The organism is Pantoea sp. C1E2, from assembly GCF_056491465.1.
The window spans coordinates 2,472,719-2,499,648 of sequence record NZ_JBSZHT010000002.1 but is presented as its reverse complement, the minus strand read 5'-3'; the positions used below and the strand labels follow the sequence as shown (position 1 = coordinate 2,499,648).

Below are 26,930 nucleotides of genomic sequence, written 5' to 3'. Positions count from 1 at the left end.
TTCAGGCTAATCCACTGATTATATACAATAACATTTCCTATCCGGCTTAAGCAGACAGCAATTTATTAGCTTATTAAACCGTTACATTTTCCCTATCCACTGCCGATAAACGCAATATGCCCTATTTTATCGGGCCTCCTTCGCGTTTCACACCAAGGGATTATGTATGGGAATCTTAAAAAACTTCACTATTCGCGCCGTGATGCTGACCATTCTCGGGCTGTTTTGCCTGCTGTGGTGCGGTGTCGGGTTATTTAGCGTGCACTCGCTCAATGCCCTCGGCGAAGGGAATGAGATAGACCGTGAGCTGGTTAACCAGATGACGGTACTGAGTAAAGGCAACGATCAATATTTTCGTGTGGTCACGCGTTTATCCCGCGTGATGGAAGGGCGCGCATCGGGCGCGGCGGTGAGTGCGGATGCCTTCGCACCGGTGCAACAGGCGCTGGATAGCATGAAAGCGCAGCTGACCCAGTTCAAAGCCATGGCACCCGGCCCAATGGACAGTGAAACCGCCAACAGCGTCATCGCCAGCTGGCAGAAGCTGCTGGATGAGGGCATTGCGCCGCAGGTTTCGCTGGCACAGCAGGGCACGGTTGAAGCTTATCGTACACAGGCCAACAATGTGACGCCCGCCCTGAGCCGCGCGTTTGGCACCAGCGCGGAGGCTTTTAACAAAGCCGCAGGTATCAAGTTGGATGAAACACGCGTCACTGTCGACAAGCTCACCAACATTACCAAGGTGATTATTTTGGTTGCCGTGGTGTTCGGTCTGGTGATTTTGCTGTTCACCGACCGTTATCTGGTAGCGATGCTGGTGAAACCGCTGGAGCGCGTGCGCAACCATTTTGCGGTAATAGCGCAGGGCGATCTCAGCCAGCCAGTGGAAGATTTTGGCCGCAACTGTGTGGGTAAACTGGTGCCGCTGCTGCGCGCAATGCAGGACAGTCTGCGAGAAGCGGTCAGCGCCATTCGCAGCGGAACCGAGAATATCTATCGCGGCGCGGCAGAAATCTCATCCGGTAACAACGACCTCTCTTCACGCACCGAAGAGCAAGCGGCCGCGCTGGAGCAAACGGCGGCCAGCATGGAGCAGCTAACGGCAACGGTGAAATTCAACGCTGACAATGCCCGTCAGGCCAGCTCACTGGCAGAAACAGCGACGGGTACCGCGCAGCAGGGTGGCCGACTGGTGGGTGAAGTGGTCACCACCATGCAGGGCATCTCCGGCAGTTCGAAGAAAATTGCGGAGATCACCAACGTGATCAACAGCATTGCCTTCCAGACCAACATCCTGGCGCTGAATGCCGCCGTTGAAGCCGCTCGCGCGGGCGAGCAAGGCCGTGGCTTTGCGGTGGTGGCCAGCGAAGTGCGAAATCTGGCACAGCGCAGTGCCGGGGCGGCGAAAGAGATCGCCACGCTAATCGAAGATTCCGTTCAGCGCGTGGATAAGGGCTCTGCGTTAGTTAGCAGCGCGGGTAGCACCATGAACGACATTCTGAAGTCGGTGCAGGATGTGAATGAGATCATGAAGCACATTGCGGCTGCTTCTGAAGAGCAGAGTAAAGGCATTTCGCAGGTCGGAACCGCCGTAACAGAAATGGACAGCGTGACCCAGCAGAACGCCTCGCTGGTCGAGCAGGTCTCTGCGGCAGCCAGCGCGCTGGAGCGTCAAACAGAAGAGTTGCAGGCTTCGGTGGCGAAATTCCGTCTTTCGGACAGTGCGCCGGTGAGCAAAGCTCAGACCGCGCCAGCCAACACCGTTCTGCGCCGCCCGGTGCTATCCGGTACGCCAGCCGTTCAACCGAAGTCGGCCAGCGCTGATGAGTGGGTTTCATTCTGAGGTTGACACAACCACGCCACCAGTTCCGGCAGGAACGGTGGCGCATCCTGTTCTGCTCGCTGTAGCAGGCTGTATGCTGCCCCGGTTGCCACCGTGTTGGCGAACGGGGCAATTAACCGGCCATTCGCTAAATCATTCTGCACCAACGTCACATCCGCTACCGTCACACCAAAGCCCTGAATCGCCGCGCTGATAGCGAGATCCATGGTGGCGAAATGCTGATTGCGTGCCATCGGCACATTGGCCGATTGATCCGCCAGCCACATTTGCCAGTCTCTTGTATCATGGGTGGGATGCAAAAAAGTAAACTTCGCCAGATCGCTGATGCGCGCCGGTGGCGTAACGTTGCTGCCTAAAACCGGTGTCAGCCTTTCATCAAATAAACGAATGGAGCCGACAGGAGGCGTGCCAAACACAATCGCCGCGTCATAATTCTCTAACTGCGAAACATGATCCAGCGTGGTGGTCAGCGCTACGTGGATGTCCGGCCGCTGCTGCTCGAGCGCCACCAAACGCGGCACCAGCCAGCGCATGGCACAGGTGGGCGCTTTCAAACGAATCGAGGCATTACTGCGGCTGGCTTTCTCGGTGGCATTCACCAGCATGGCATAACCTTGTTGCAGTTCGGGCAACAGCGCCGCGCCTTGCTCAGTGAGATGCAGGCCACGCGCATGGCGTGCAAATAACGGAAAGCCCAGCCAGCTTTCCAGCGTGGCGATTTTACGGCTCACCGCACCCTGCGTGATGCATAATTCGCTGGCGGCGCGCGTCAGATTGAGATGGCGTGCGGTGACCAGAAAAGCATGGATGGCATTCAACGGAAGTGTGGAGCGGGACATAACGACCTCAAGCTATGATTTTTAGTCATGGCTATTATGACAACAATTCGCTTGTCGACTCAAGCGTCTCACCGTTGAATAGAAATCTACTTTCCTTACGTGGTTATGCAACCTTGTGGAGCAACGATGACCCTGAATAGCAGTGTTAACATCTCTTCCAAACAGCCCGATGTCGGCACGACGATTTTCAGCGTCATCGGCCATTTGTCGGCACAACATAAAGCCATCAACCTGTCGCAGGGCGCCCCGAACTTCCCGTGCGATCCGCATCTGGTGGAGCTGGTCAGCAAAGCTATGCGCGAAGGTCATAACCAGTATGCATCACTGACCGGCTTACCGGCGCTGCGTGAAGCGCTGGCCGAAAAAGTCGAGACGCTGTATGGCCAGCGCTATGATGCGGGCAGCGAAGTGCTGATCACCGGCAGCGCCAGCCAGGGTATTTACATGGCGATTTCTGCGCTGGTGCACCCAGGCGACGAGGTGATCTTCTTCGAACCGGCGTTTGACAGCTATGCGCCGGTGGTGCGTTTGCAAGGCGCAACCCCGATTGGCCTGAAATTGCAGGTGCCGGATTTTGCGATCAACTGGGATGAACTGCGCGCCACCATCACGCCGCGCACCCGTATGATCATTATCAACACCCCGCACAACCCGAGTGCGCAGGTGCTGACGCCAGCCGATCTGGAGCAGCTGGCAGCCTTAACCCGCAACACCGATATCGTGGTGCTGTCCGACGAAGTGTACGAACATATCCTGTTTGATGGCCGTGCCCACTGCGGCATGGCAACGCATCCAGAGCTGGCGCAGCGCAGCGTGATCGTTTCCTCCTTCGGCAAAACCTTCCACGTCACCGGCTGGCGCGTCGGTTATGCGCTGGCTCCGGCCGCGCTGATGGAAGAGATTGTGAAGGTGCATCAGTTCATGATGTACGCCGCTGATACGCCAATGCAGGTGGGTTTTGCGCACTATTTACAGAATCCGCAAAATTACCTGCAGCTGTCACCGTTCTATCAGGAAAAACGCGATCGTTTGCTGGCGTTGATGCAGGATTCACCGTTTAAGCTGCTGCCGAGTGCTGGCTCGTTCTTTATGTTGGCCAGTTACGGACATTTCAGTGACGAAAGCGACAGTGAAATGGTAAAACGTCTCATCGTCGATCACGGTGTGGCCACCATTCCGTTGTCGGCGTTTTATATGGACGGCACTGACAATAAATTAATTCGCCTGTCATTCGCGAAAGACGACGCAACACTGCAGGCTGGCGCGGAAGCGCTGTGCCGGGTTAAAGGGTAATTAGGGGAAGAATAATGAAAAAATTAAACGCACTGTTTGTGGCTCTGGGTATGCTGACTTCAGCACACGCACTGGCGCAGGAAACCTTACGGTACGGTCTGGAATCACAATATCCACCGTTTGAAAGCCGCAACGCACAGGGCGAGCTGGAAGGTTTTGATATCGAACTGGGTAAAGCGATTTGCCAGGTCGGTAATTTTGACTGTAAGTGGGTGGAAAGCAGCTTTGATGCACTGATCCCGGCACTGCAGGCGAAAAAATTTGATGCGATCAACTCGGCGATGAACATCACCGAAGCGCGCGCCAAAAACATCGACTTCACCAAGCCAATCTACCGTATTCCGACCATGCTGATCGTTAAAGCCGGTGAGAAGCTGCTGCCAACGGCCGAGTCGCTGAAAGGCAAAAACATCGGCGTGCTGCAGGGTTCAATCCAGGAAACTTACGCTAAGAAGCACTGGGAACCGCAGGGCGTAACCGTAACCTCTTATCAGGATCAGAACCAGGTGTATAACGACATGGTCGCGGGCCGCCTTGACGGTACGCTGGTGATGTCAGCCGCGGGTCAGTCTGGCTTCCTCGATAAGCCGCAGGGCAAAGGTTTTGCCTTCGTCGGCAAGCCGGTTGAAGATGATACCATCCTCGGTTCAGGTATCGGTTTTGGTCTGCGTAAGGGCGATGCCAAACTGAAAGGTGAACTGGATGCGGCCATCACTAAAGTGCAGGCGGATGGCACCATCACCAAGCTGGCGGCGAAATTCTTCCCTGGCATTGATGTGACTGCAGCGAAGTAACAACCAGCGTCACGCCTGGCGTAATGCTTGTTCGCTAAAACCAGATTTAACGAAGGCTGCCATTTTTCATTAATGGCAGCCTTTTTCATTTCCGCCGCCGGGGGCACGGGCAACTCAGCGGTTGCCGTGCCATCTCAAGGCCTGTGACTGTGTAATGATGCGTTAATGCCCGCTTGCTACTTAGCCGCCAGATAACACAGCGCTTCCGCCACTTGATAAGACTTCACAAACGACGGCACCGGTAAAAACTCAAAGCGTGAATGGAAATTGTGGGCGCCGGTAAAGAAATTGGGCGTTAGCAAGCCTTTCGCTGACAGGGCCGCACCATCTGTTCCCCCACGCATCGGGATCACTTTTGGCTCAACGCCGACCTGATCTAATGCAGTAAAAATCAAATCAATCGCACGACGATCTTCACCCACGGCATTGCTGATATTGCTGTAAGTATCGCTGATGTTTAATGCGACATGTCCGGTAGGGTAAAGCGCTGCAATCTCATCGGCCACCTCAACCAGCTGCTGTTTCCTGGCATCAAACCCCTTCAAATCGAAATCGCGAATAGAGGCTTTCAACACCGCACGGCTGGCATTGGCGTTAATATCGTTGAACCAAATGTAGCCTTCACGGCCTTCGGTATGTTCTGGTGTCGCCTGCCGGTCAAAGCGTGAGATGAAGTCGTGGGCCATCAGCAGCGGATTTACCAGCACGCCTTTGCCTGACATCGGATGCGCCGGAACGCCGGTAAATACCAGTTCCGCCGCCGCCGCGTTAAAGTTCTCATACACCACTTCACCCAGCTCACAGCAGTCGATAGTCCAGGCAAAATCAACGTTAAAACGTGTCTCCAAATCCAGCGCTTTGGCGCCGCGCAGGCCAATCTCTTCGTCTGGCACAAACGCCACCACGATGTCACCGTGATCGCCTTTTAGATTTTCCATCAGCGTCATGACCACCGTCACCGCCGCTTTATTGTCGGCGCCGAGCACGCTGGTGCCATCGCTAAAGATAATGTCCTGGCCGTGATAGGGAGCGATTTCCGGATGTTCCGCCACGCGCAGCCAGACATCCTGCTGAGGGTTCAGGCACAAATCGTCGCCGTTAAACGTCAGGGTCTGAGGATGAATATCCGGTGACAAGCCAACATCCACGGTATCAATGTGGGTGATAAAGCCAATGCGCGGCGCGTCTGGACGGTTGCCCGGTTTAACGGCCGTGACGGTGGCATGTTGGTCGATAACCACCTCCTGCAACCCTAATTCACGCAACTCCTGCGCCAGCAACTCCGCCATCGCATGTTGCGAAGGGGTGCTCGGCAGCGTGGTGGATTTGGCATCACTCTGGCTGGAAACCGCCAGATAGCGGTAAAAACGCTGTGTCAGTTGGCGTGTTAATTGGTCTGTCATCACAATTCCTTATTAGCTTTGAACGATGTGCATTACACACGTCAGATAAATCGTGTTATTTATCAATTCATACCGAGGCAGGCTCATGGAAGTCAATAAAAACGAGGATCATGATGAAAAAGATGATGATGAAGTTCACACTCAGCGCGCTGGGATTAGCGCTGGCGGGTGGCGTTTCAGCCAAAACATTAGTGTATTGCTCTGAAGGCTCGCCTGAGAACTTCAACCCGCAGCTGTATACCTCGGGGACCAGTGTTGATGCCAGTGCAGTGCCTATTTTCAATCGCCTGGTAGACTTCAAGCCCGGTACCACTGAACTGGTGCCAAGCCTGGCAGAAAGCTGGGATATCAGCCCGGACGGCACGGTGTACACTTTCCATCTGCGAAAAGGGGTGAAATTCCAGAGCAATAAGGCATTCAAACCTTCACGCGACCTTAATGCCGACGACGTCATTTTCTCGTTTATGCGTCAAATGGATCCAAAAAATCCGTATCACAACGTCTCGGGCGGTAACTACACCAATTTTGACAGCTTAGAGCTCTCGAAGCTGATCAAGGGTATCGAAAAGGTTGACGACAATACCGTGCGCATTACGCTTGCGCATGCTGAGGCACCGTTCCTCGCCGATCTCGGCTGGTATTTTGCCTCAATTCACTCTGCCGAATATGCCGACCAGATGTTAAAAGCTGGTACACCGGAAAAAGTCGATATGCAGCCGATCGGCACCGGACCTTTTGAGCTGGTGCAGTATCAAAAGGACTCGCGCATTCTCTATAAAGCCTTCCCGGAATACTGGCAGGGCAAAGCCAAACTGGATCGTATCGTCTTCTCGATCACGCCAGATGCGTCAGTGCGCTATGCCAAGCTGGAGAAAAACGAATGTCAGGTGATGCCGTTCCCTAATCCCGCTGACCTCGACAAAATGCGCAGCAACCCCGATTTAACGCTCGAACAGAAATCAGGTTTAAACACCGGTTTCCTGTCGTTCAATACCACCAAAGCGCCGCTGGATAACGTGAAAGTGCGTCAGGCACTGGCGATGGCGATTAACAAGCCGGCGATTATTGAAGCCATATTCAAAGGCACCGGCACGGTGGCGAAAAATATTCTGCCGCCGGATGTGTGGAGCGCCGACAAAGATCTGAAAGATTACGATTATGATCCGCAGAAAGCCAAAGCGCTGCTGCGGGAAGCGGGCATAAAACCTGGCACCGAAATCTCACTGTGGGCGATGCCAGTTCAGCGTCCTTACAACCCGAATGCGCGACGAATGGCGGAGATGATTCAGGCCGACTGGGCACAGGTGGGCATTAAAGCCAACATCGTCAGTTATGAGTGGGGTGAATACCTTAAACGCGTGAAAGGCGGCGAGCATCAGGCGGCGTTGATGGGCTGGACCACGGCGACCGGCGATCCGGACAACTTCTTCGGCCCGCTCTACAGTTGCACCTCGGCAAATGGCGGTTCCAACTCCTCGAAATGGTGCTATCAGCCGTTCGAGAAGATCATCACCGAAGCGCGTGCTGAGCAAAATCACGACAAGCGCGTCACGCTTTACCGTGAAGCGCAGCAGATCATGCACGATCAGGTGCCTGCCGTGATGATCGCCCATTCGACGATTTTCGAGCCGGTGCGCAAAACGGTGAGCGGATATACCGTCGATCCGTTTGGCAAACACATTTTCTATCCGGTCGATATTAAGGATTGATGATGGCAGTGGGCAGTCCAAAAGCGGCCCGCTAAACTGCCACCTGGCGATTAAGGCTTCCAGCGTTGACGCAACGGTTCTTCCAGTGCGTTCATCTGCTGCAGTAGAAATGTCATGAACACATTCAGGGCGGCACTGCGAGGTCGCCCTGACTGCGCTTGCAACTGCAGGTTGCGCTGACTCAACTGATCGATTCCCACCGAGCGCAATATCAAGCCATGGGTCTCCGCTTCCTGCAGCACGGTAAAGGCGCTGCAAATGGTCAGAGCCAGCGGTGTGCGCAGCAGAAAGTGGAACAACGTTGAGAAGGTATCGCAGGTGATCACCGGCTCAATCAGATTGCCGCTCATATGGCTCGCCAGCTCAAACAATTGGCGCACCGTGGTATTTTGCTGCGGCAAAGCCAGCGGATAGTGGCTGATATCATTGAGTGTCACTTGCGTTGCACTCGCCAGCGGGTGAGTCTGATGCATCACCAACAGCACCGGGGCGGGCCAGGAGCCGATCACCTCCACGCCGCGTTCAGCGTGCAGGCTGAATTGCAGTGCCAGATCGCATTCTCCGCTGCGCAAAAGTTCCGCGACACCTTGTGTACTCGCCACTTTAATATCAAACAACACACCGGGATTATCCTCACGGAAGGCGGCAATCATGCGCGGCAACAGCGTAAAGGCCAGCCCATCGGTACAGGCCACGCGAATCAGCGTGCGTCGTACGGCCTTCAATCCTTTAATCTCTGCCAGCGCGTATTCCATCTCCAGCATATTTTTACGCACGTGATGGGCGTAAATTTCACCGGCTTCATTCAGCACCATACCGCGCGCATGCCGATCAAATAGCGGCACGCCGACCTGATTTTCCAGTCGCTGGATCTGTCTGCTGATGGCTGACACCGCGACAAACAGTTGCTGACTGGCCGCACTGAGCGAACCGGTATTCGCGACGGCCAGGAAATAGCGGATTTCATTGCTTATCATGCGGATGCCTCATGCTGGTGCATGCCTCGAAATCGGGCAGCGAAGCTTTGCCATAAAAGCAAATCATACTCGATAAATTGATAATTGTGGCAAAGCATGGTTTCCGCAAAGATGACAAAACCACAATACCAATAAAAGACATGCAAACATGACAGCACAACAAGCGGTTCAACAAGCCACCGCCTGGTTCGACAGCGGGGAATTTCAGGAAACGCTGGCGCGCCGCGTGGCGCAACGCACCGAAAGCCAGCGCCAGGATCGTGACAGCGAACTACAGCGTTACCTGCAGGATGAGATTGGCCCACAGCTCATCGCGCTGGGGTTCACCTTACATTTTATCGATAACCCGGAAGCCGCCCACCGTCCTTTCCTGGTGGCGGTGCGCATCGAAGATCCGGCACTGCCGACCCTGCTGAGCTACGGCCATGGCGATGTGGTGTTCGGCGACGATGAAAACTGGCGCGAAGGCCTATCGCCGTGGCAGTTGGTGGAAGAGGGAGATCGCTGGTACGCACGCGGTAGCGCTGACAACAAAGGTCAGCACTGTGTGAATCTCGCGGCGCTGGAGCAAGTGTTCAAAGCGCGCGGTGGACGACTTGGATTCAACTGCAAAATGCTGTTTGAGATGGGTGAAGAGATCAGTTCGCCGGGTCTGGCTCAACTGTGCCAGCACCATGCTGAACTGCTGAAAGCCGATCTGTTTATCGCCTCCGACGGTCCACGTCTGAATGCGGTACGACCCACATTGTTCCTCGGCTCTCGGGGCGCGGTAAATTTCCGTCTCACCGTTACCGCGCGTGACAACGCCTATCACTCCGGTAACTGGGGCGGTTTATTGACCAATCCAGGCACGCAGTTGGCCAATGCCATTGCTTGCCTGGTGAACCAAAAGGGCGTGCTGCAGGTAGATGCGCTGAAACCCAATTCTCTCACTCAACAAGTGCGCGATATCCTCAGCGACATCGAAGTGGGCGGGATGCCGGGCGATCCCGAGATTGATACCACCTGGGGTGAGCCGACGCTCTCTCCGACAGAAAGACTTTACGGTTGGAATACGCTGGAAGTGCTGGCGTTCCTGACCGGCAATCCGGCGCGTCCGATGAATGCGATTCCTGGTGAAGCCACGGCGGTGTGCCAGCTGCGCTTTGTGGTTGGCACCGATTGGGAAAATCTTGCACAGCATGTCAGTGAGCATCTGGCGCAGCACGGTTTTGGCTTCGTGAAAGTGGAGTTTATGCGCGGTTCACCGGCGACGCGACTCGATCCTACCGATCCGCTGGTGGATTGGGTGCTGGCGAGCATGGCAGAGACCAGCGGCAAAAAACCGGCGTTGCTGCCGAATCTGGGCGGTTCACTGCCCAACGAAGTGTTCTCTGACATTCTCGGCCTGCCGACATTGTGGGTGCCGCACTCTTATCCGGCCTGCGGCCAGCATGGCGTCAACGAACATATGCTGAAGTCGATTGCGCGTGAAGGTCTGCAAATTATGACCCGCCTGCTGTGGGATCTCGGCGAGCAGGGCAGTGAGCTGGTGGCTAAACACCGCAAGCACGCCGGAGGTGGCGCATGAGTACGCTTAACACGGCTGCCCCATTGAGCAGCACCAAACCGAACCTGCACAAAACGTTGTTTGCCACCTGTATCGGTAATGCGCTGGAGTGGTTTGATATTGCGGTGTACGGCTTCTTTGCCAGTTACATTGCGCATGCGTTTTTCCCCACCAGCGATCCGTCGGTCTCCATGCTACTGACGTTTGGCAGTTTCGGCGTCTCCTTCCTGATCCGTCCGCTAGGCGCGATTGTGCTCGGCAACTATGCTGACCGCCACGGGCGTAAAAAGGCGCTGCTGCTGTCGATCAACCTGATGATGCTGGGCGGCGCGGTGATCACCTTTATGCCGAGCTATGGCAGTATTGGCCTGATGGCACCGCTGCTGATTTTACTGGCGCGTCTGGTGCAGGGTTTCTCTGCGGGTGGCGAATTCGGTAGCTCCACCGCGTTTCTGGTCGAGCATTTCCCGGAGCGCAGGGCGTTTATCGCCAGCTGGCAGTTTGCCACGCAGGGCGCGAGTACGCTGCTGGCCTCGGCGTTTGGTCTGGGGCTGACGCAGATCCTCACGGAAAGTCAGATTCAGGATTGGGGATGGCGTGTTCCGTTTGCCTTCGGTCTGCTGATTGGTCCACTGGGTATCTATATCCGCCGCCATGTGCATGAGCCTGCCAGCTTTGAAGCGCAAGCGCCTGAAGCCGCACCGCTGAAACGTCTGTTCGGGCGTCAGAAAGAACTGATGCTGCTGGCGATTGGCCTGATGGTGATCTCCACCGCAGTGAACTACATGCTCAACTACGTACCAACCTACGCCACCAAAAACCTGCATCTTCCGGGTTCAGTCGCTTTCACTGCGACATTGCTGGCAGGGGTGATCCTGACGGTGGTGACGCCGCTGATGGGCTTACTGGCGGAGCGTGTCGGCCGCGTGCCGTTGATGTGGGGCTCTCTGATCCTGTTGATCATCACTATCTATCCAGCGTTTAAGATGGTGGTGAATCACACCACGCCGACTACCTTGATTATTCTGGTGTGCTGGATGGCGCTGCTGAAATCGATCTACTTCTCGACGGTACCGTCGGTGATGGCCGATCTGTTCCCGATTGGCACTCGCGCCAGCGGCATGGCGATCAGCTATAACGTCGCGGTGACGGTGTTTGGTGGCTTTGCACCGTTGATTTGTACGCTGCTGATCACGGCCACCGGCACCAGCCTCGCGCCAGGTTATTACCTGATGGCGATGTCGGTACTGAGTGGTTTAGCCTTGCTGCGCAGCCAGAAGCGTATCGCGTAGAGACCGTTGAGCGGATTAGCCTGGCTCGTTACCAAAAGCGACTTCCGTGGCTGCGCGAACCATTGCGCAGCCTGCAGAAATGCACCCGTTCAGGTGCGGCTGCAACGAATGACGATAGCTGGCTGGCAGCTTGTCCAGCCAGATATTTCACTCAGGAGAACTGCAAATACGCCACATGGGTTTGCAGATACTCTTCCAGACCGTGACGTCCATCGGCGCCGCCAATACCCGATTTGCGCCAGCCCGCATGGAATCCCTGCATCGCCTCGAAGTTCTCGCGATTGATGTAGGTCTCACCAAATTTAAGCTGACGCAGCGCAATCATCGCGGTGTTCAGGTTTTGCGTATAAATCGAAGACGTCAGGCCATATTCACAATCGTTAGCCAGCGTTACGGCTTCATCAAGAGTTTTAAAGGTCATCACCGGCAATACCGGTCCAAAGATCTCTTCACGCATGATCTCCATCTCCTGACGTACACCGGTAATAATCGTCGGCTCGAAGTAGAAGCCTTTCTCGCCGACGCGTTTGCCGCCCAGCACCACTTTGCCGCCTTCAGCGACCGCATTGGCCACTTTTTGCTCGACGCGTCCCAGTGCGGCGGCGGTGATCAGCGGCCCCATATCGATGTCGGTTTGTTCGGCCGGATTGCCAAACTTCACCTGCTTCATCGCGGCAGTCAGAGCGGTGATAAAGCGATCATAAATGCCTTCCTGCACATACACGCGCTCTGCACAGTTGCACACCTGTCCGGTGTTGATTACGCGAGAGCTGACAATCGCTTTTACTGCGAGATCCAAGTCCGCATCATCCATCACGATAGCCGGCGCTTTGCCGCCGAGTTCCAGCGACACTTTAGTGACATTTTTCGCGGCGGCTTGCATGGTGGCAATGCCCGCGCCGACGCTGCCGGTCAGGCTCACCAAACCGACTTTCGGGTTCGCCGCCAGCTCCTGTCCGACTTCAGGACCATAGCCGAACACGAAGTTGATCACGCCTTTCGGTAAGCCGATCTCATGCACGATCTGCGCGAAAATTGCCGCGTTGTTGGGTGTGAGTTCACTGGGTTTAATGGCGATAGTGTTGCCGGTAATCAACGCCGGCGCTGCTTTACGCGCAATCAGGAAGAACGGGAAATTCCACGGCAGGATGCCGGTGGTGACACCGATAGCTTTCTTAAACACGAAGATATTTTCATTCGGGCGATCGCTATTCACGATTTCACCTTCATAACGACGCGCCCATTCGGCCATGTAATCCAGATAATCCGCGGTGAAAAGCACTTCAGTTTGTGCCAGCCCCTGCGTTTTACCGCCTTCCGCCACGATCGTGGCCGTCAGTTCGGGTTCACGCTGGCGAATACCGGCAGCAATTTTCCGCAACCAGTTGCCGCGTTCTACTGCGGGTAATGCTTCCCAACCGGGTTGTGCTGCTTCTGCCGCGGCAATCGCCTGTGCTGCATCTTGCTGTGTGCCTTGTGGCACGCGTGACAGCAGCGCTTCAGTCGCCGGATTGATGACCTCAATCCATTTATCGTTCTGATCGTTTACAAACGCGCCATTAATGTAATGTTGATGGTGTGTTGTCATCTGTAGGGTCTCCGCGATCGGTTTCGTTAGCATGGTGTGAATCGAGAGTGAAACAGATCAAGGTGTAGCACCTTTTTGTCAGTGCCAGAGGGAATGACGGGATGGCAGAGAAGGGAAGAACGAGACGACAGACGCAGCATTCCTGATGAAATGCCGCGTATTCAGCGTGTTAGCCAGAGAAAGTTTTATGCAGAGATATCAGGAACCCGGCACCGCTGCGCCGCTGGCGATGAACCAGGCGAGGAAACTGACGCCAGCAATGATGATGGCAATAGGGAAGAGCAGTCCGATTTTCATAATGATCCTGATCGTTAAGCGAGTTGAACAATGGCGCGATGGGTTTTCATCATACTGAACAGCTGGAATTGGGTGGCGTCATCCACATCGCGCAGGTGTTCGCCTTTCTGATATCGAATTTGGTGAATATGCCCGAGTTGACGCCACACCACGATGGCCGATGCCAGCAGGGCGCAGTTCTCTTCACTCTGGATGCAGTCGAGTGTGGCGTAACGCTCTTCATCCAATCCATTGATGAAAACGTTCAACGCCTGGGGCGGCACAATGGCGCGGATATCATCCAGCATCACGCGGCTCACCGGCTGCGACAGCAGCAGCGTCAACCTTTTGCTATTCATCTCATTCCTTCGTTGCGATGATTTTTCCAACGTTATACGGAATTCGCCACGTGGGGGAAAGCTCATCGGGCGACTTTACGTGACTGCCATGTTAAACAGCAGGTTGGCAGTCAGTCAAAAACTGTGTCGATCAACACAACAAAAATAAAAAATATCCCCAATAATAAGTCACTTATGAAAATCAGTCAGAATGATGCCTGCAAATGCGATTTTGTGATCCTCATGTTGAAGACCCCCCGAATATTGCCAGCAGCGCGCGCTTTTCGGCAGCCATCCAAAGGCTGACGAAAAGCTGCCCACCGTAGACTGCTGCTAATCGGGAAACTGTCGGTTTCCTGTGGGCCTCAACCTTACGAAGGAATAACAATGAACAGTGCCATTCTTGCCGGTATTTTATGGCATCTGGTGGGTGCCGCCAGTGCCGCATGTTTTTATGCTCCGTTTAAGCAGGTAAAAAAGTGGTCATGGGAAACAATGTGGTCCGTGGGCGGCGTGATGTCATGGCTGATTCTGCCATGGGCGGTCAGCGCCGTGCTGCTGCCCAACTTCTGGGCGTATTACGGCAGTTTTAGCTTCTCGCAGCTGCTGCCGGTGTTTCTGTTTGGTGCCATGTGGGGCGTCGGGAATATCAACTATGGTTTGACCATGCGTTATCTCGGCATGTCGATGGGCATTGGTATCGCTATCGGTATCACCCTCGTGGTGGGCACCCTGATGACGCCGCTGTTACAGGGACGCTTTGTTGAACTGTTCAGCTCGGCGGGTGGGCGCATGACGTTGTTGGGCGTGCTGGTGGCGCTAGTGGGTGTGGCGATCGTGACGCGTGCCGGTTTGTTGAAAGAGCGTGCACTCGGCATCAACGCAGAAGAATTTAATCTCAAGAAAGGCCTGGTGCTGGCGGTATTGTGCGGCATCTTCTCCGCCGGGATGTCGTTCGCGATGGATGCGGCGAAACCGATGCATGAAGCGGCAGCTAACCTGGGCATCAACCCGCTGTACGTGGCATTGCCGAGTTATGTGGTGATCATGGGCGGCGGTGCGCTGGTTAATCTGGCCTACTGCTTTATCCGTCTGGCGATCAAACCAGAACTGTCGGTGCGCCGTGATTTCTCAGTGGCGAAGCCGATGTTGATGGCCAACGTGGCCTTCGCCGTACTCGGCGGCACCATGTGGTATCTGCAGTTCTTCTTCTACGCCTGGGGCCACGCGAAAATCCCTGCGCAATACGACTTTGTCAGCTGGATGCTGCACATGAGCCTGTATGTACTGTGCGGTGGTCTGGTGGGTCTGGTGCTGAAAGAGTGGAAAGCGGTGGGGCAGCGTCCAGTGCGCGTGCTGTCGCTGGGTTGCGTGGTGATTATCATCGCCGCCAACATCGTCGGATTGGGCATGGCCAACGGCTAGTTAATTAGCCGCGATACGCAATTGAACAAGCCTGACGCGCGGCAAGGTGCGTCAGGCTTTAATTTTATCGCTCAGCGAGGCGTGCTGAGGAAGAAAACGCTGGCGCCAGGCACTTGGCGTTAACCCGGTATCGCGCGTAAACACCACCGAGAAGTAATTGCTATCATCAAAGCCGCAGCGTGCGGCCACTTCACTGATTAACCAATCCTGCGTGCGCAGCAAATATTTTGCCTGGCACAGCTGTAGCTGCCGTAAATAGTGGCCCACCGTCATGCCGGTTTGCTGGCGAAACAGCTGCTTCAGCGCACGTTCATTTAATTGGTTTTGCTGGCAAAAATGGGCCAGGTCGAATGGGCGGTGCAGCGCACCCTGTAAGGCTGACATCAGCAAATCAAGCTGCTCACCTTCCGGCAGCGCCCATGGACGATCGGCTGCATAACCATGGCGACGCAAGATCAGCGCCAGCTGCAGAAACAGGGCTTCAGAGAGCTGGATCGACAACGAATCGCTTTTACGACTTTCCCGTTCCAGCTGGCTGATCACCCCACGCGCCAGCGCCATGCCGCGCGTGTTTAAGCGCCAGCAGCCGGGTGCATCATCGTCCTGCGGGGGCAGCAGCTGGCTCCAGTCCAGGCTCAGGCGAAAACGATCGCGGCAATAGAGAATGTTATCCAGCGCTAAATCGTTGACGCTGTCATAGCTGTGGCAATCATTGTCGCGGATATAGAACACATCGCCGCAGGTGATTAACCAGGGACGATCGTTGAGTACGTGCAAACCGTTACCGCGCCAGACGATCACAATTTCACTGAATTCATGACGATGCGGGGGGAAGGAGGGTTGAGGCATGCGTTCGGCCACCGCAATCGGCAGATTGGTGGCCGGAAAATAATCTTCGCGCGTCAGTATCAGCGACATGGGAACCACTCCAGTTACATCATCTGCTGGCGCTCCGCTCGGGGCGCGCAGCCAAATTCTCGCCGAAACAGTGTGGAGAAGTGGTTGCTGTCACCGAATCCACACTGATAGGCGATGTCCGTAATGCGCATATCGCTATGACGCAATAAATGCCGGGCCTGCAATAAGCGCAGTCGATTGAGATAGCGCTGCGGCGTATTGCCGGTTTGCTGCTTCATCTGGCGATGCAGGGTGCGCAGCGACAGCGAGAAGCGATCGGCCAGCGCATCCCACTCAACATCTTCACTGTAATGCTCATTAAGCCAGTCAAGCAACCGGTGCAGGCGCGCTTCCTGATCCTGTGCCTGGTCGTTGTGACCCGCTTCGCGCAGCAGCACCAGCAGTTGCAAAAACAGCTGTTCCTGATGCGCCTGACGTTCCAGCGACCAGACTTCCTGCTGTTTCATCTGCGTCACGATCTGCAGCGCCTGCGCCATCACCTTGTGATTGATACGCCAGTGCGACACATAGTTGCCGTTCTCATCACCGGGCAGCAATGACTGTAAACCGGAGAGAAAACGAAACGCGGCCGGGCTGCGATACAGCACATTAGTCAGGCACAAATTCTCGGTCTGTTCATACAGATGGCGATCGTGATCGCGCACAAAGCACACGCAGCCGGCACACAGGGTCTGCGGCTGGCCGTTAAACACGTGAATGCCGGAACCTTGCTCAACCAACACGATTTCATGGAAATCATGATGATGTTCTGGAAAGGCTTGCTGCGGCACGCGCGGCTCAATGGCGATGGCGTAGTTTCCTTCAGGGAAGAAATCAGCACTGTGCAGAACGGTCATGATGCGCCTCTCGATTAACAATTTTGTAACCGAGTCTACTCAGGCGCTGTGCACCTTACCTTGAAATTTAAACCGCACAGCGCAGGAAAATGGCGAATTATTCAAGATCGGCCAGGTGATTGATGGAATTGCGGTAACGCTCACAACTCTGCTGTCTCTCGGTTCTGTGAGCTTTCTCACGATCATCTTTGCCAGCCTGCCAGCGACTTTCACGCGCTGGCAGTAAGGGGAAGGTGGCAAAGCGCCAGGATTCATACGCTAAAGCCATCTCATCACAGGAAGAAACGCCATGAGTATGCGTAACATTGTTGCCATTGATTTAGGCGCATCCAGCGGGCGCGTGATGCTCGCACAATGGACCTCTGCTAATCAGCGCATCACCCTGCGTGAAGTGTGTCGTTTTGCCAATCAGCGTGTTCGTCGCGCCGGTTATGACTGCTGGGATCTCGACAGTCTGGAGCAGGCGATTCGCGCAGGGTTGGCGCAATTAGATGATGAGGGCATCGTGCCGGACAGCATCGGCATTGATACCTGGGGCGTGGATCTGGTGCTGCTGGATGCCAACGGCGAACGCGTTGGTGAAATGGTCAGTTATCGTGACTCGCGCACCGATGGACTGATGGCGCAAGCGATCAATGAGCTGGGTAAAGCCGCGATTTACCAGCGCACGGGCATCCAGTTTTTACCCTTCAATACCCTTTATCAGATGCGTGCGCTGCACCAGCAACAGCCGGACTGGCAGGCACGGGTCGAACATGCGCTGATGATCCCGGATTACCTGCATTACCGTCTGACCGGCAACATGAACTGGGAGTATACCAACGCTACCACCACGCAGCTGCTCAACATTGAATCCGGTGAGTGGGATTGCGAGTTGCTGGCGTGGGCGGGGATTGATGCCGACTGGTTTGGTAAACCGACTGCGCCGGGCAACACCGTGGGCAACTGGATCAATGCCAGCGGTAAACAGATCCCGGTGGTGGCCGTTGCCACCCACGATACCGCCAGCGCGGTATTGGCCACGCCGCTGATGCAGGATGATGCCGCTTATCTCAGTTCTGGCACCTGGTCGTTAATGGGTATTGAAAGTCTGCAACCCTGCGTAAGCCGCGCCGCGCTCGACGCCAACATCACCAACGAAGGGGGCGCGGAAGGCTATCGGGTGTTGAAGAACATCATGGGTCTTTGGCTGCTGCAGCGCGTGTGCAGCGAATTGCACATCTCGGATCTCTGCACATTGATTGGCGAAGCGGAAAATGAACCCGCCTGTCGTGCCTTGATCAATCCCAATCATCCGCGCTTTATTAATCCCGCCAGCATGGTGCAGGAGATCCAGGACGCCTGCGCTGAGCAACACATGCCGATTCCGCAAAGCCCAGCAGCGCTGGCGCGCACCATTTTCGACAGCCTGGCGTTGCTGTATCGCCAGGTGATTGGCGAACTGAGTACCCTGCGCGATAGCCCCATTCGCCAACTGCATGTTGTCGGCGGCGGCAGTCAGAACCCATTACTGAACCAACTCTGTGCGGATGCCTGCGAAATGCCCGTACTGGCTGGCCCCATTGAAGCCTCAACGCTGGGTAATGTCGGCTGTCAGCTGATGGCGTTGGGTGAACTGCGCGATGTGGCCGATCTGCGCCGCTGCATCGACAAAAATTTCCCGTTAGAAACGTTTGCACCTCAGAACGCCAGCATCTTTGCTGCCCACCAGGCACGCTTTGCGGCACTGAGCCAACCTGCTAAGGAACTTGCATATGACAAAGCTGATTGAACAAGCCTTTGAACTGGCTAAACAACGCTATGCGGCGCTGGGTATTGATGTGGACCAGGTGATGACCCAACTGGATGGCATCCCGGTATCGATGCACTGCTGGCAGGGCGATGATGTTCGTGGCTTTGAAAACCCGAATGGCGAACTGACGGGCGGTATTCAGGCCACCGGTAATTATCCGGGACGCGCTCGCAACGCGGATGAATTACGTGCTGACATTGAGAAAGCGATGTCGCTGATCCCCGGCGCCAAACGCCTCAATCTGCACGCCATCTATCTGGAAAGCGACACGCCGGTTGAGCGCGATGCCATTGAGCCGAAGCACTTTAGCCGCTGGGTGGAGTGGGCAAAAGCCAACAAGTTAGGACTGGATTTTAACCCCAGCTGCTTCTCGCACCCGCTGAGCGCGGATGGCTTTACGCTGTCACATGCGGACAAAGATATTCGTCAGTTCTGGATCGACCACTGCAAAGCCAGCCGTCGTATTTCAGCGCACTTTGGTGAACAGCTGGGAACGCCGTCGGTGATGAACATCTGGGTGCCGGATGGCATGAAAGATCTCACCATCGATCGTCTGGCACCGCGTGAGCGTCTGGCCAGCGCGCTGGATGAAGTGATCAGTGAGAAGCTCGATCCACGTCATCATATCGACGCGGTGGAGAGCAAACTGTTTGGCATCGGTGCGGAGAGTTACACCGTCGGCTCCAACGAGTTTTGCCTTGGTTATGCCGCCAGCCGTCAAACGGCGCTGACGCTGGACGCCGGACATTTCCATCCAACCGAAGTGATCTCCGACAAAATCTCCACCGCCATGCTGTACGTGCCACGTCTGCTGTTGCACGTCAGCCGTCCCGTGCGTTGGGATAGCGATCACGTTGTGCTGCTGGATGATGAAACGCAGGCTATCGCCACTGAGATTGCACGCCACAATCTGTTCGAAAAAGTGCATATCGGCCTGGACTTCTTTGATGCCTCAATCAACCGCATCGCCGCCTGGGTGATCGGTACGCGCAATGCCAAAAAAGCGCTGCTGCGCGCATTACTGGAACCCAGCGATCAGCTGCGCAAATGCGAGCAGGAAGGGGACTACACCGCGCGCCTGGCGCTGCTGGAAGAGCAGAAATCGTTGCCATGGCAGGCGGTCTGGGAGGCCTGGTGCCTGCGCCATGATGTGCCCGCCGATGCCAGCTGGCTGAGCGAAGTGCGCCACTATGAACAACAAACATTGCGTCTACGTTAAGGGATCAACCATGCAAAATATTCTCTCTTCGTCCTTTGTTCAGGACATGGTGAAAGCCACCAGTGATATGTGGTTAAAGGGCTGGGATGAGCGTAATGGCGGCAACGTCAGCCTGCGTTTAGTGCCGGAGGAAGCTCAGGCCTGGTCAGCCGATTTTTATGCCGAACCGCGCTGTATTGAGCTGACCAAACCGGCGCCCGCGCTGGCCAACGACTGGTTCCTGGTGACGGGTTCAGGCAAGTTTTTCCGTAATGTTCAGCTTGATCCCGCCGACTGTCTGGCGCTGCTACAGGTGGACGATAAAGGGCTGTCGTACAAGATCCATTGGGGACTCAGCAACGGCGGGTTGCCAACCTCGGAACTGGCGGCGCATTTCCAGTCGCACAGCGTGCGTAAGCAGGTTTCCAATGGGGCTGACCGCGTGATCATGCATTGCCATGCCACCAACTTTATGGCGTTGAGCTACGTGGTGAATCTGGATTCCGCCCGCTTCACACGCTTGCTGTGGGAAGGGAGCACCGAATGTCTGGTGGTGTTCCCGGATGGCGTCGGCATTTTGCCGTGGATGGTGCCGGGCACCGACCAGATTGGTCAGGCTACCGCCGATGCCATGGCTTCGCACAGCCTGGTGATGTGGCCGTTCCACGGCATTTTCGGTGCCGGCCCGAATCTGGATGAGACTTTTGGATTGATCGACACGGCTGAAAAGTCATCAGAAGTGGTGGTCAAAGCATTGTCGATGGGCGGAATTCGCCAGAGCATCACCACTGAACAGTTGGTGGCACTGGGTGAACGTTTCGCCGTCAAACCCTGGCAAGCGGCGTTGAATGCGGAGCGCAGTGATGTTGCGTAAAGCCTTTGTGATGCAGGTGCATGCGCACTGCCACGATGAGTATCTGCGTCGCCATTCACCGATCTGGCCTGAGCTGGAACAGACGTTGAAAGCTCACGGTGCGCACAACTATGCGATCTGGCTGGATGCTGAACGTGACTTGTTGTTCGCCAGCGTGGAGATAGAGTCGGAAGCTCGTTGGGAGGCGGTGGCGAATACGGAAGTCTGCCAGCGCTGGTGGGCATCGATGAAAGATCTGATGCCCTCCAATGCGGATAACAGCCCCATTAGCCAAGCGTTAAAACCGATGTTTTTTATGCCGTAAGGCTATGTGGCGTTGCGCTTTGATGTGCGGCAGGGCGATCTTGAGATCGCCCCTGCTTTATGGAGAACAAGTGCCTGACAAAGCGGCAGACCTTTACGTGTTTAGCGCGCAGTAGCCTGCCAGTGCCGGCCAGATGGCCATCTGCGTATCAACAATCCCATCAAGGTCATCACGACTTGCACCTTCACGAGCACGCACCGACATCCCCTGCAACACACAAGCGAGATAGCTGGCCAGCGTGCTGCTGTTGGCGCACTGCGGTAATTCACCGCGCTGCTGTCGGGCATCCAAAAACTGTTTCAAGGCGTTTTCCTGCGCATGATGTTGCTTAGCCAGCATCTGCGCGATCTCGTCGGAGCCAGAAGAGAGCGCACTGGACGTGCAGATAAAGAAACAGCCAGCAGGTTTATCGCACTCGGTAAAACAGGCTGCGGTGGCACGAAAATAGGCTTCAATTGCGGCTTTCACATCGAGTGTTTCGTCGTTGAGTACCTGGTTACGCTGTGCGCTAAAGGTATCGATGTAGCGCTGCATTGCTGCACGGAACAGACCTTCCTTATTCTCAAATTCAGCATAAAGCGTCGGCGCTTTTGCACCGGTTGCGTCCACCAAATCCGACAGCGATGTGCCTTCATAACCGTGGGCCCAAAACAGCATCAATGCTTTATCCAGCGCATCGTTGCGGTCAAACACTTTAGGACGGCCACGCGTTTTGCGATTAAGCGTGTCGGTAGTTTGCGTCATACGCACCTCACTGCATGAAGAACATGTGATTAAATTACCGATCGCTAACTAAATATGCAAGCGCAGCCGGAGTTCAGCCTCATTTGCTTTGCCCGTTTGTGCTTTACCGCTGTCGCAACACTCAAATCGATAAGTGAAAAAGGGCGCTAAAGCCCATAATCACGCCACTTCTTAATAAAATAACGACCGTTAATAAAATGATTGACGAGATGCCCGGTTTGGCGCTAGCATTTAATTAACGGTTGTTAACTAAATTCAACCCACCCCTTTCATCTGCATAAGAGAGACGATCATGAAAAGCATCAAAATGGTATTAGCCACTGTCGCACTGTCATCCATCGCGTTTGGTAGCATGGCTGCCGAATTGGTCAATCAGGCACCATTGAACCAGCAGCAAATCGGTGTGGTAAGTGCATCAGGTAGCACTAACCTGACTTCACTGGAGAACCAGCTATCGGAGAAGGCGAGTGCTGCCGGAGCAAAGTCGTTCCGCATCACTTCGACCTCTGGCAACAACAAGCTAAATGGCACAGCGGTAATTTATAACTAATTACCAAAGCGCATCGAATGGCGCAGGGGCGCACTGAAGTGTGCCCCTGGTCGTGAAGCAGATTATCCGTTTGAACGGAGTTGCGGATACCGACGGAAAATAGTGATACACCAGAACAACGCAGCCAGACCAATCAATCCACCCACGTTACCCACATCCGACATTTTCATGTGTTCGCTGACCTGATTGCCCAACAGGGCACCCGCGCCAATCCCGATATTATAAATTCCTGAGAACAATGACATCGCCACATCGGTAGCATCGGGCGCCAGTGACAGCACGCGAACCTGCATCGCCAGCCCAATCATCATCATTGCCATGCCCCAGAAAATACACAGCAGCGAAATAGCAGCAGGACGCACGGCGGCAAACAGCAAAAGGCCCATACTCAACGTGATGATGCTAATCGCCGCCAGTAACATCGCAGAAGGGAATTTGTTGCCCAACGTACTGAACAGCACGCTGCCAATAATCCCGGCGGAACCGAACAGCAACAGTAGCAACGTCGTGAAATTCTCATCCGCGTTAGCCACCACCTGCATAAAAGGTTCGATGTAGCTGTAAGCGGTGTAGTGCGCGGTGACCACCAGCGTGACCAGAATGTACATCGCCACCAGCGCCGGACGGCGGAACAGCATCGGCACGCTGCTCAGTGAGCCGGTGTGTTCACTCGGCAGGCGCGGCAATATCCGCACTAACAAAATCAATAGCACCAACGCTGACAAACCGATCATGCCGAAAGTAGTACGCCAGCCGAGATATTGCCCAACGATACGACCAATCGGTACGCCCAGTACCATTGCCAGCGCCGTACCGGTTGCCAGCATGCTCAGCGCCTGGGTTTTCTTGCCCGCGGGCGCAACACGAATCGCCAGTGAAGCGGTGATCGACCAGAACACTGCGTGCGCCAGGGCGATACCGATGCGTGAAATCACCAGTGAGGTGAAATCCCATGCCACAGACGAGAGCACATGGCTGCCGATAAACAGAATGAACAGCACCGATAGCAGAAAACGTCGTTCGATATTACGCGTCAGCAGCATTAACGGCAGTGATAACAGCGCAACGACCCACGCATAAATGGTCAGCATAATGCCGACATCGGCGGTTTTCATGGCGTAACTCGCCGCAATATCCGACAGCAGGCCAACAGGCACAAATTCAGTGGTATTAAAAACAAAAGCGGCAATGGCCAACAGCACAACGCGTAGCCAGGCTGTTTTACGAGAGACGGTAGTAGATTGCATGGGGTTCAAATGATCTGACAGCGAGTGAGGGGGTGAAACGCACCCGGTTAAGTGACCTGCATCACAAATTGGGGCTATTGTGGAGCATTAATGAGCGGATTAAAACCTTCAGGACCGTTTTTATTACTGATTATTTTTTATCGCTAAACGCCGGGTTAATAGCCTGAGGTTATTATCAATTCTTGCTTTTTGTCTGAGGGGTGATAGCGAGAAAAAACAATCATGGCGTAGCGCTTTGAGATCCAGTGATGATTAAGTCGGCTGTTTCTATATTAGAACGATTTGACAGCCGTACTTAACAAAACCCCTTAAGCGCTAATCCATTGTCAGACCAGCATTATCAGAGTTGCACCATATGTTTTAGCGCCACGCTATGCTGAGTGGTCAGGCTTTTTTTTACCGCCACCGGGCAGCAATGTTCACACCCCATAGCACTGGAATAAAATTTACGCGCTTGTTGTATGGCGGCGGTGGGTGTGTAGAAAGTCCCGAGAAAGCGCCGTGCACTATCAGAAGGGATGAATGGGCAGCCTGTTGCATGTACCACATGGTTGTCGTTATAGCCTGCATGCTTATCGACGTAATAATAGAGTTGCATCTAACGTCCTCATTGCTGTGAAAAAAGAAAATCTAACTATTGTTGGAATAAAAAGGATTATAGCGACGAATTGTCGTTTTGTTTTAAGTGGGACTGATTGATCGCCCGATTCTGTGGGCTTTAGGGAGACGCGGGGCGCATCGGCCCCGTCGTTTAGATGAAAGGTATTACAGTTTTCGGCACTGTAAACGCCAGCCAACAACCAAGGCCAGCAACAGCAGCACACTGATGAACAGCGTTACGCCCGGCCAGCCATAGCTGTGCCAGAACACGCCGCCTAACGTACCCGCTACGCTGGAACCTACGTAATAGCTGAACAGATAGAGTGACGAGGCCTGGCCTTTGGCACGGCGTGCGCGTGGACCAATCCAGCCGCTGGCAACGGAGTGCGCGGCAAAAAAGCCCGCCGTAAACAGCATCATACCGGGCAGTATCAGCCAGAGAGAATTAAAGGCGGTGAGCAATAACCCAGCCAGCATAATGGCGGTAGCGCTAATCATCACCGGACCACGACCAAAGCGACTGGTCATCGCGCCCGCTTTGGGTGAGCTCCACGATCCGGTCAGATACACCACCGACAGCAGTCCCACTACCGCCTGGCTCAGCGACCAGGGTGCGCTTAACAAACGATAGCCGATGTAGTTAAACAGCGTCACAAACGCGCCCATCAGCAGAAAACCTTCAGCGAACAGGAAGGGTAATCCTTTATCACGCCAGTGCAGGCGGAAGTTGATGAATAAACTGCGCGGGCGCAACGAGGCGGGACGGAAATGACGTGACGCCGGTAAAATCTTCCAGAACATCAACGCGCCGGCCAGCGAGAAGCAACCTATCACCCCAACCGCCACACGCCAGGAGAAGAAATCGGTCAGCACGCCGGTGAGCAAGCGTCCGCTCATACCGCCAATGGAATTGCCGCTGATGTACAGACCCATCGAGAAGGCAATCACGCGGGGATGGATCTCCTCGCTTAAATAGGTCATACCGACCGCCGCCACGCCGCTGAGAGACAGACCAATCAACGCACGCATCATCAGAATGCCTTGCCAACTCGTCATGGTGGCGGAAATCAGCGTGCAAATGGCGGCAAGCATCAAAGCCGTCACCATCACGGATTTGCGCCCAATAGCATCGGATAGCGGACCGGTCACCAGCAAGCCCAGCGCCATCAATCCGGTTGAGAGTGATAATGAAATACTGCTTTCGGCGGGAGAGACGCCAAACTGCTGTGACAGCACGGGCAGAATCGGCTGCACACAATACAGCAGCGCGAAGGTGGCCAATCCAGCGGAAAATAATGCCAGCGTGACGCGCATAAACTGCGGCGATCCACGCTCAATCCACTCTGAGGGGGCTACGGTTGAAGCAGGCTTAGCGGACAACTCGTCTTCATGAATTGTCACTGCCTGGGAAGAGCGACTCACGGAATATCCTTAGATGAGAAACGGTCTGATAACTTTAGGAAAGTGAGATTAGGTTGTACAATATATTAATAATCTCAAATGAGACGTTTAAGATATGAATGTCGAGTTGCGCCATTTACGCTATTTCGTTGCCGTTGCCGAGGAACTGCATTTTGGTCGCGCAGCACAGCGATTGAATATTTCCCAACCGCCGCTCAGCCAGCAGATTCAGCAGCTGGAGCAAGAGATCGGCGCGCAGCTGTTTACCCGAACTAATCGCAGCGTGCAGATCACGGCTGCCGGTCAGCTGTTTTTACAGGATGCGCGCACCATTCTGCTGCAGGTTGAGCAAGCTGCCAGTCGGGCGGCTCGCGTACATAGCGGACAGGAAGGAGAGCTACGCATTGGCTTTACCTCTTCCGCTCCCTTCACCGGCCTGGTCTCCGATGCGCTGTATCAATTTCGTCAGCGTTGGCCGGAAGTGCACATCTCGATGCAGGAAAATAACACCCGCCAGCAGCTGGCACCGTTGCATGAAGGTCGGCTGGATTTGGGTGTGATGCGCAATACGCCATTGCCGAGCGATTTACAGCATCGGGTGCTGCTGCGCGAGCCGTTGTGTGCGCTGGTGCATTGGGCACATCCGCTGGCAGATGCTGAGTCGATCTCCATTCAGACACTGGCCAACGAGCCCTTCGTGTTTTTTGATCCGCAGGGTGGTACGGCGCTGTACGGTGAAACACTGGCGCTGCTGCACCGTTATCAAATCAAACCCTTTATTACGCAGGAAGTGGGTGAAGCGATGACGATACTCGGTCTGGTCGCAACCGGATTGGGTGTTTCCATTCTGCCAGCTTCATTTCGACGTGCGCGACTGGCCGATGTGGTGTGGATTCCCTTGCAGGAGCACGATGCCATTTCTGAAGTCTGGCTGGTCTGGTCAGCCACGCGTGAACCCAGTGCGCAAATGCACAATATGATGCAGTTGATGCTGCAGAATGCCGAAATTTGAATCACCCGGTGAATAATGGCCCGATCTTTATGTGCGATAAATCACATTTCTAATCAAATATTTGACGCTGCCTGCCAATCTGCATCACCATAGCTGCTGTTTATTTAGAAGCGCGAAAATATCCGGGA

At 54.7% G+C, this 26,930-nt stretch carries 26 protein-coding genes; 13 read left to right on the top strand and 13 right to left on the bottom strand.

The genetic code is table 11. The features are described from left to right. Window positions 1-166 precede the first annotated feature (166 nt). A complete protein-coding gene (locus tag ACXI0A_RS12055; RefSeq protein ID WP_476148617.1) occupies window positions 167-1,843 on the top strand; it encodes a methyl-accepting chemotaxis protein in 1,677 nt (558 codons plus the stop codon). Here the strand turns inward: ACXI0A_RS12055 and ACXI0A_RS12050 are convergent. Beyond that, window positions 1,801-2,682 carry a LysR substrate-binding domain-containing protein gene (locus ACXI0A_RS12050; RefSeq protein WP_476148619.1) on the bottom strand — a complete coding sequence of 294 codons (882 nt, stop codon included), beginning with the start codon at window positions 2,680-2,682 and terminating at the stop codon, window positions 1,801-1,803. The genes ACXI0A_RS12055 and ACXI0A_RS12050 overlap by 43 nt on opposite strands. Before the next feature lie 126 nt (window positions 2,683-2,808). Here ACXI0A_RS12050 and ACXI0A_RS12045 point away from each other — a divergent pair, with 126 nt between their 5' ends. Together ACXI0A_RS12045 and ACXI0A_RS12040 are read left to right on the top strand one after the other, a co-directional pair. Beyond that, window positions 2,809-3,975, top strand: coding sequence for a methionine aminotransferase (locus ACXI0A_RS12045; RefSeq protein ID WP_476148621.1), 1,167 nt, complete (start codon window positions 2,809-2,811; stop codon window positions 3,973-3,975). A 14-nt stretch (window positions 3,976-3,989) separates the two neighbouring features. Further along, window positions 3,990-4,769 carry a transporter substrate-binding domain-containing protein gene (locus ACXI0A_RS12040; protein ID WP_038646858.1) on the top strand — a complete coding sequence of 260 codons (780 nt, stop codon included), beginning with the start codon at window positions 3,990-3,992 and terminating at the stop codon, window positions 4,767-4,769. Between the two features lie 176 nt (window positions 4,770-4,945). Here ACXI0A_RS12040 and pepT read toward each other — a convergent pair whose 3' ends face one another. Next, entirely contained in the window at window positions 4,946-6,172 is a 1,227-nt protein-coding gene (gene pepT / locus ACXI0A_RS12035) for a peptidase T (RefSeq protein WP_476148624.1), read from the bottom strand. A 113-nt stretch (window positions 6,173-6,285) separates the two neighbouring features. Here pepT and ACXI0A_RS12030 point away from each other — a divergent pair, with 113 nt between their 5' ends. Then, window positions 6,286-7,881: an ABC transporter substrate-binding protein gene (locus ACXI0A_RS12030; protein WP_476151056.1), complete on the top strand. Its 1,596-nt coding sequence runs from the start codon at window positions 6,286-6,288 to the stop codon at window positions 7,879-7,881. A 50-nt stretch (window positions 7,882-7,931) separates the two neighbouring features. Here ACXI0A_RS12030 and ACXI0A_RS12025 read toward each other — a convergent pair whose 3' ends face one another. Continuing rightward, the gene (locus ACXI0A_RS12025) at window positions 7,932-8,858 is read right to left on the bottom strand and encodes a LysR substrate-binding domain-containing protein (protein ID WP_476148626.1); all 927 of its coding nucleotides are present in this window, start codon (window positions 8,856-8,858) and stop codon (window positions 7,932-7,934) included. Between the two features lie 148 nt (window positions 8,859-9,006). Between ACXI0A_RS12025 and ACXI0A_RS12020 the strand changes: the two genes are divergently transcribed. Together ACXI0A_RS12020 and ACXI0A_RS12015 are read left to right on the top strand one after the other, a co-directional pair. Then, window positions 9,007-10,428: a M20/M25/M40 family metallo-hydrolase gene (locus tag ACXI0A_RS12020; protein WP_476148628.1), complete on the top strand. Its 1,422-nt coding sequence runs from the start codon at window positions 9,007-9,009 to the stop codon at window positions 10,426-10,428. Next, window positions 10,425-11,699, top strand: a complete 1,275-nt coding sequence (locus ACXI0A_RS12015; RefSeq protein WP_476148630.1) for an MFS transporter — start codon at window positions 10,425-10,427, stop codon at window positions 11,697-11,699. Before ACXI0A_RS12020 ends, ACXI0A_RS12015 begins: the two co-directional genes overlap by 4 nt. A gap of 151 nt (window positions 11,700-11,850) precedes the next feature. Here the strand turns inward: ACXI0A_RS12015 and aldA are convergent, their stop codons facing one another. The 3 genes from aldA to ACXI0A_RS12000 all read right to left on the bottom strand — a co-directional run bounded on the left by aldA (window position 11,851) and on the right by ACXI0A_RS12000 (window position 13,922). Beyond that, window positions 11,851-13,287: an aldehyde dehydrogenase gene (aldA, locus tag ACXI0A_RS12010; protein ID WP_476148632.1), complete on the bottom strand. Its 1,437-nt coding sequence runs from the start codon at window positions 13,285-13,287 to the stop codon at window positions 11,851-11,853. A 198-nt stretch (window positions 13,288-13,485) separates the two neighbouring features. Beyond that, window positions 13,486-13,584, bottom strand: a complete 99-nt coding sequence (locus tag ACXI0A_RS12005) for a YoaK family small membrane protein (protein WP_141399000.1) — start codon at window positions 13,582-13,584, stop codon at window positions 13,486-13,488. 14 nt (window positions 13,585-13,598) lie between these two features. Continuing rightward, window positions 13,599-13,922: a hypothetical protein gene (locus ACXI0A_RS12000; RefSeq protein ID WP_224928125.1), complete on the bottom strand. Its 324-nt coding sequence runs from the start codon at window positions 13,920-13,922 to the stop codon at window positions 13,599-13,601. Window positions 13,923-14,288: 366 nt separating this feature from the next. Between ACXI0A_RS12000 and rhaT the strand changes: the two genes are divergently transcribed. Continuing rightward, entirely contained in the window at window positions 14,289-15,326 is a 1,038-nt protein-coding gene (gene rhaT / locus ACXI0A_RS11995) for an L-rhamnose/proton symporter RhaT (RefSeq protein WP_476148634.1), read from the top strand. A 51-nt stretch (window positions 15,327-15,377) separates the two neighbouring features. Here the strand turns inward: rhaT and rhaR are convergent, their stop codons facing one another. The 3 genes from rhaR to ACXI0A_RS11980 form a co-directional block, all read right to left on the bottom strand. Beyond that, window positions 15,378-16,244, bottom strand: coding sequence for an HTH-type transcriptional activator RhaR (rhaR, locus tag ACXI0A_RS11990; RefSeq protein WP_476148636.1), 867 nt, complete (start codon window positions 16,242-16,244; stop codon window positions 15,378-15,380). A 14-nt stretch (window positions 16,245-16,258) separates the two neighbouring features. Next, on the bottom strand, window positions 16,259-17,080 hold the full coding sequence (gene rhaS / locus ACXI0A_RS11985) for an HTH-type transcriptional activator RhaS (protein WP_476148638.1): 822 nt from the start codon (window positions 17,078-17,080) through the stop codon (window positions 16,259-16,261). A 97-nt stretch (window positions 17,081-17,177) separates the two neighbouring features. After that, window positions 17,178-17,348, bottom strand: a complete 171-nt coding sequence (locus tag ACXI0A_RS11980; RefSeq protein ID WP_224928137.1) for a hypothetical protein — start codon at window positions 17,346-17,348, stop codon at window positions 17,178-17,180. Between the two features lie 21 nt (window positions 17,349-17,369). On the opposite strand from ACXI0A_RS11980, the gene rhaB reads away from it, so the two are divergent. Genes rhaB through rhaM form a run of 4 tightly spaced genes read left to right on the top strand, consistent with a single transcriptional unit; the run spans window position 17,370 to window position 21,248 of the window. Beyond that, a complete protein-coding gene (rhaB, locus tag ACXI0A_RS11975) occupies window positions 17,370-18,851 on the top strand; it encodes a rhamnulokinase (protein WP_476148640.1) in 1,482 nt (493 codons plus the stop codon). Then, the gene (locus ACXI0A_RS11970) at window positions 18,835-20,091 is read left to right on the top strand and encodes an L-rhamnose isomerase (protein WP_476148642.1); all 1,257 of its coding nucleotides are present in this window, start codon (window positions 18,835-18,837) and stop codon (window positions 20,089-20,091) included. Before rhaB ends, ACXI0A_RS11970 begins: the two co-directional genes overlap by 17 nt. A 10-nt stretch (window positions 20,092-20,101) precedes the next feature. Beyond that, window positions 20,102-20,944: a rhamnulose-1-phosphate aldolase gene (rhaD, locus tag ACXI0A_RS11965; protein ID WP_476148644.1), complete on the top strand. Its 843-nt coding sequence runs from the start codon at window positions 20,102-20,104 to the stop codon at window positions 20,942-20,944. Continuing rightward, a complete protein-coding gene (gene rhaM / locus ACXI0A_RS11960; protein ID WP_224928151.1) occupies window positions 20,934-21,248 on the top strand; it encodes an L-rhamnose mutarotase in 315 nt (104 codons plus the stop codon). The genes rhaD and rhaM overlap by 11 nt, the downstream gene beginning before the upstream one ends. Before the next feature lie 93 nt (window positions 21,249-21,341). Here the strand turns inward: rhaM and ACXI0A_RS11955 are convergent, their stop codons facing one another. Continuing rightward, window positions 21,342-21,992, bottom strand: a complete 651-nt coding sequence (locus tag ACXI0A_RS11955; RefSeq protein WP_476148646.1) for a TetR family transcriptional regulator — start codon at window positions 21,990-21,992, stop codon at window positions 21,342-21,344. A 292-nt stretch (window positions 21,993-22,284) separates the two neighbouring features. Between ACXI0A_RS11955 and bhsA the strand changes: the two genes are divergently transcribed. After that, on the top strand, window positions 22,285-22,542 hold the full coding sequence (bhsA, locus tag ACXI0A_RS11950; protein WP_476148648.1) for a multiple stress resistance protein BhsA: 258 nt from the start codon (window positions 22,285-22,287) through the stop codon (window positions 22,540-22,542). A gap of 62 nt (window positions 22,543-22,604) precedes the next feature. On the opposite strand, the gene ACXI0A_RS11945 is transcribed toward bhsA, so the two are convergent. From ACXI0A_RS11945 to ACXI0A_RS11935, 3 genes are all read right to left on the bottom strand, one after another. After that, complete coding sequence (locus ACXI0A_RS11945; protein ID WP_224928156.1) at window positions 22,605-23,789, bottom strand: sugar transporter; 1,185 nt, start codon at window positions 23,787-23,789, stop codon at window positions 22,605-22,607. Window positions 23,790-24,129: 340 nt separating this feature from the next. Next, complete coding sequence (locus tag ACXI0A_RS11940; protein WP_476148650.1) at window positions 24,130-24,387, bottom strand: hypothetical protein; 258 nt, start codon at window positions 24,385-24,387, stop codon at window positions 24,130-24,132. A gap of 167 nt (window positions 24,388-24,554) precedes the next feature. Next, entirely contained in the window at window positions 24,555-25,811 is a 1,257-nt protein-coding gene (locus tag ACXI0A_RS11935) for an MFS transporter (RefSeq protein ID WP_476148652.1), read from the bottom strand. A 94-nt stretch (window positions 25,812-25,905) separates the two neighbouring features. On the opposite strand from ACXI0A_RS11935, the gene ACXI0A_RS11930 reads away from it, so the two are divergent. After that, entirely contained in the window at window positions 25,906-26,802 is an 897-nt protein-coding gene (locus tag ACXI0A_RS11930; RefSeq protein WP_476148654.1) for a LysR substrate-binding domain-containing protein, read from the top strand. The last annotated feature ends 128 nt before the right edge of the window (window positions 26,803-26,930 follow it).

Coding starts and splice junctions, on each gene's coding strand:
- ACXI0A_RS12020 (WP_476148628.1), top strand. CDS start 9,007: ATGACAGCACAACAAGCGGTTCAACAAGCCACCGCCTGGTTCGACAGC.
- ACXI0A_RS11970 (WP_476148642.1), top strand. CDS start 18,835: ATGACAAAGCTGATTGAACAAGCCTTTGAACTGGCTAAACAACGCTAT.
- ACXI0A_RS12015 (WP_476148630.1), top strand. CDS start 10,425: ATGAGTACGCTTAACACGGCTGCCCCATTGAGCAGCACCAAACCGAAC.
- ACXI0A_RS12000 (WP_224928125.1), bottom strand. CDS start 13,922: ATGAATAGCAAAAGGTTGACGCTGCTGCTGTCGCAGCCGGTGAGCCGC.
- bhsA (WP_476148648.1), top strand. CDS start 22,285: ATGAAAAGCATCAAAATGGTATTAGCCACTGTCGCACTGTCATCCATC.
- rhaB (WP_476148640.1), top strand. CDS start 17,370: ATGAGTATGCGTAACATTGTTGCCATTGATTTAGGCGCATCCAGCGGG.
- rhaT (WP_476148634.1), top strand. CDS start 14,289: ATGAACAGTGCCATTCTTGCCGGTATTTTATGGCATCTGGTGGGTGCC.
- ACXI0A_RS11940 (WP_476148650.1), bottom strand. CDS start 24,387: ATGCAACTCTATTATTACGTCGATAAGCATGCAGGCTATAACGACAAC.
- aldA (WP_476148632.1), bottom strand. CDS start 13,287: ATGACAACACACCATCAACATTACATTAATGGCGCGTTTGTAAACGAT.
- rhaD (WP_476148644.1), top strand. CDS start 20,102: ATGCAAAATATTCTCTCTTCGTCCTTTGTTCAGGACATGGTGAAAGCC.
- ACXI0A_RS11945 (WP_224928156.1), bottom strand. CDS start 23,789: ATGCAATCTACTACCGTCTCTCGTAAAACAGCCTGGCTACGCGTTGTG.
- ACXI0A_RS11980 (WP_224928137.1), bottom strand. CDS start 17,348: ATGGCTTTAGCGTATGAATCCTGGCGCTTTGCCACCTTCCCCTTACTG.
- ACXI0A_RS12005 (WP_141399000.1), bottom strand. CDS start 13,584: ATGAAAATCGGACTGCTCTTCCCTATTGCCATCATCATTGCTGGCGTC.
- ACXI0A_RS12055 (WP_476148617.1), top strand. CDS start 167: ATGGGAATCTTAAAAAACTTCACTATTCGCGCCGTGATGCTGACCATT.
- ACXI0A_RS12025 (WP_476148626.1), bottom strand. CDS start 8,858: ATGATAAGCAATGAAATCCGCTATTTCCTGGCCGTCGCGAATACCGGT.
- ACXI0A_RS11930 (WP_476148654.1), top strand. CDS start 25,906: ATGAATGTCGAGTTGCGCCATTTACGCTATTTCGTTGCCGTTGCCGAG.
- pepT (WP_476148624.1), bottom strand. CDS start 6,172: ATGACAGACCAATTAACACGCCAACTGACACAGCGTTTTTACCGCTAT.
- rhaS (WP_476148638.1), bottom strand. CDS start 17,080: ATGACCGTTCTGCACAGTGCTGATTTCTTCCCTGAAGGAAACTACGCC.
- ACXI0A_RS12040 (WP_038646858.1), top strand. CDS start 3,990: ATGAAAAAATTAAACGCACTGTTTGTGGCTCTGGGTATGCTGACTTCA.
- rhaM (WP_224928151.1), top strand. CDS start 20,934: ATGTTGCGTAAAGCCTTTGTGATGCAGGTGCATGCGCACTGCCACGAT.
- ACXI0A_RS12050 (WP_476148619.1), bottom strand. CDS start 2,682: ATGTCCCGCTCCACACTTCCGTTGAATGCCATCCATGCTTTTCTGGTC.
- ACXI0A_RS12030 (WP_476151056.1), top strand. CDS start 6,286: ATGAAAAAGATGATGATGAAGTTCACACTCAGCGCGCTGGGATTAGCG.
- ACXI0A_RS12045 (WP_476148621.1), top strand. CDS start 2,809: ATGACCCTGAATAGCAGTGTTAACATCTCTTCCAAACAGCCCGATGTC.
- rhaR (WP_476148636.1), bottom strand. CDS start 16,244: ATGTCGCTGATACTGACGCGCGAAGATTATTTTCCGGCCACCAATCTG.
- ACXI0A_RS11955 (WP_476148646.1), bottom strand. CDS start 21,992: ATGACGCAAACTACCGACACGCTTAATCGCAAAACGCGTGGCCGTCCT.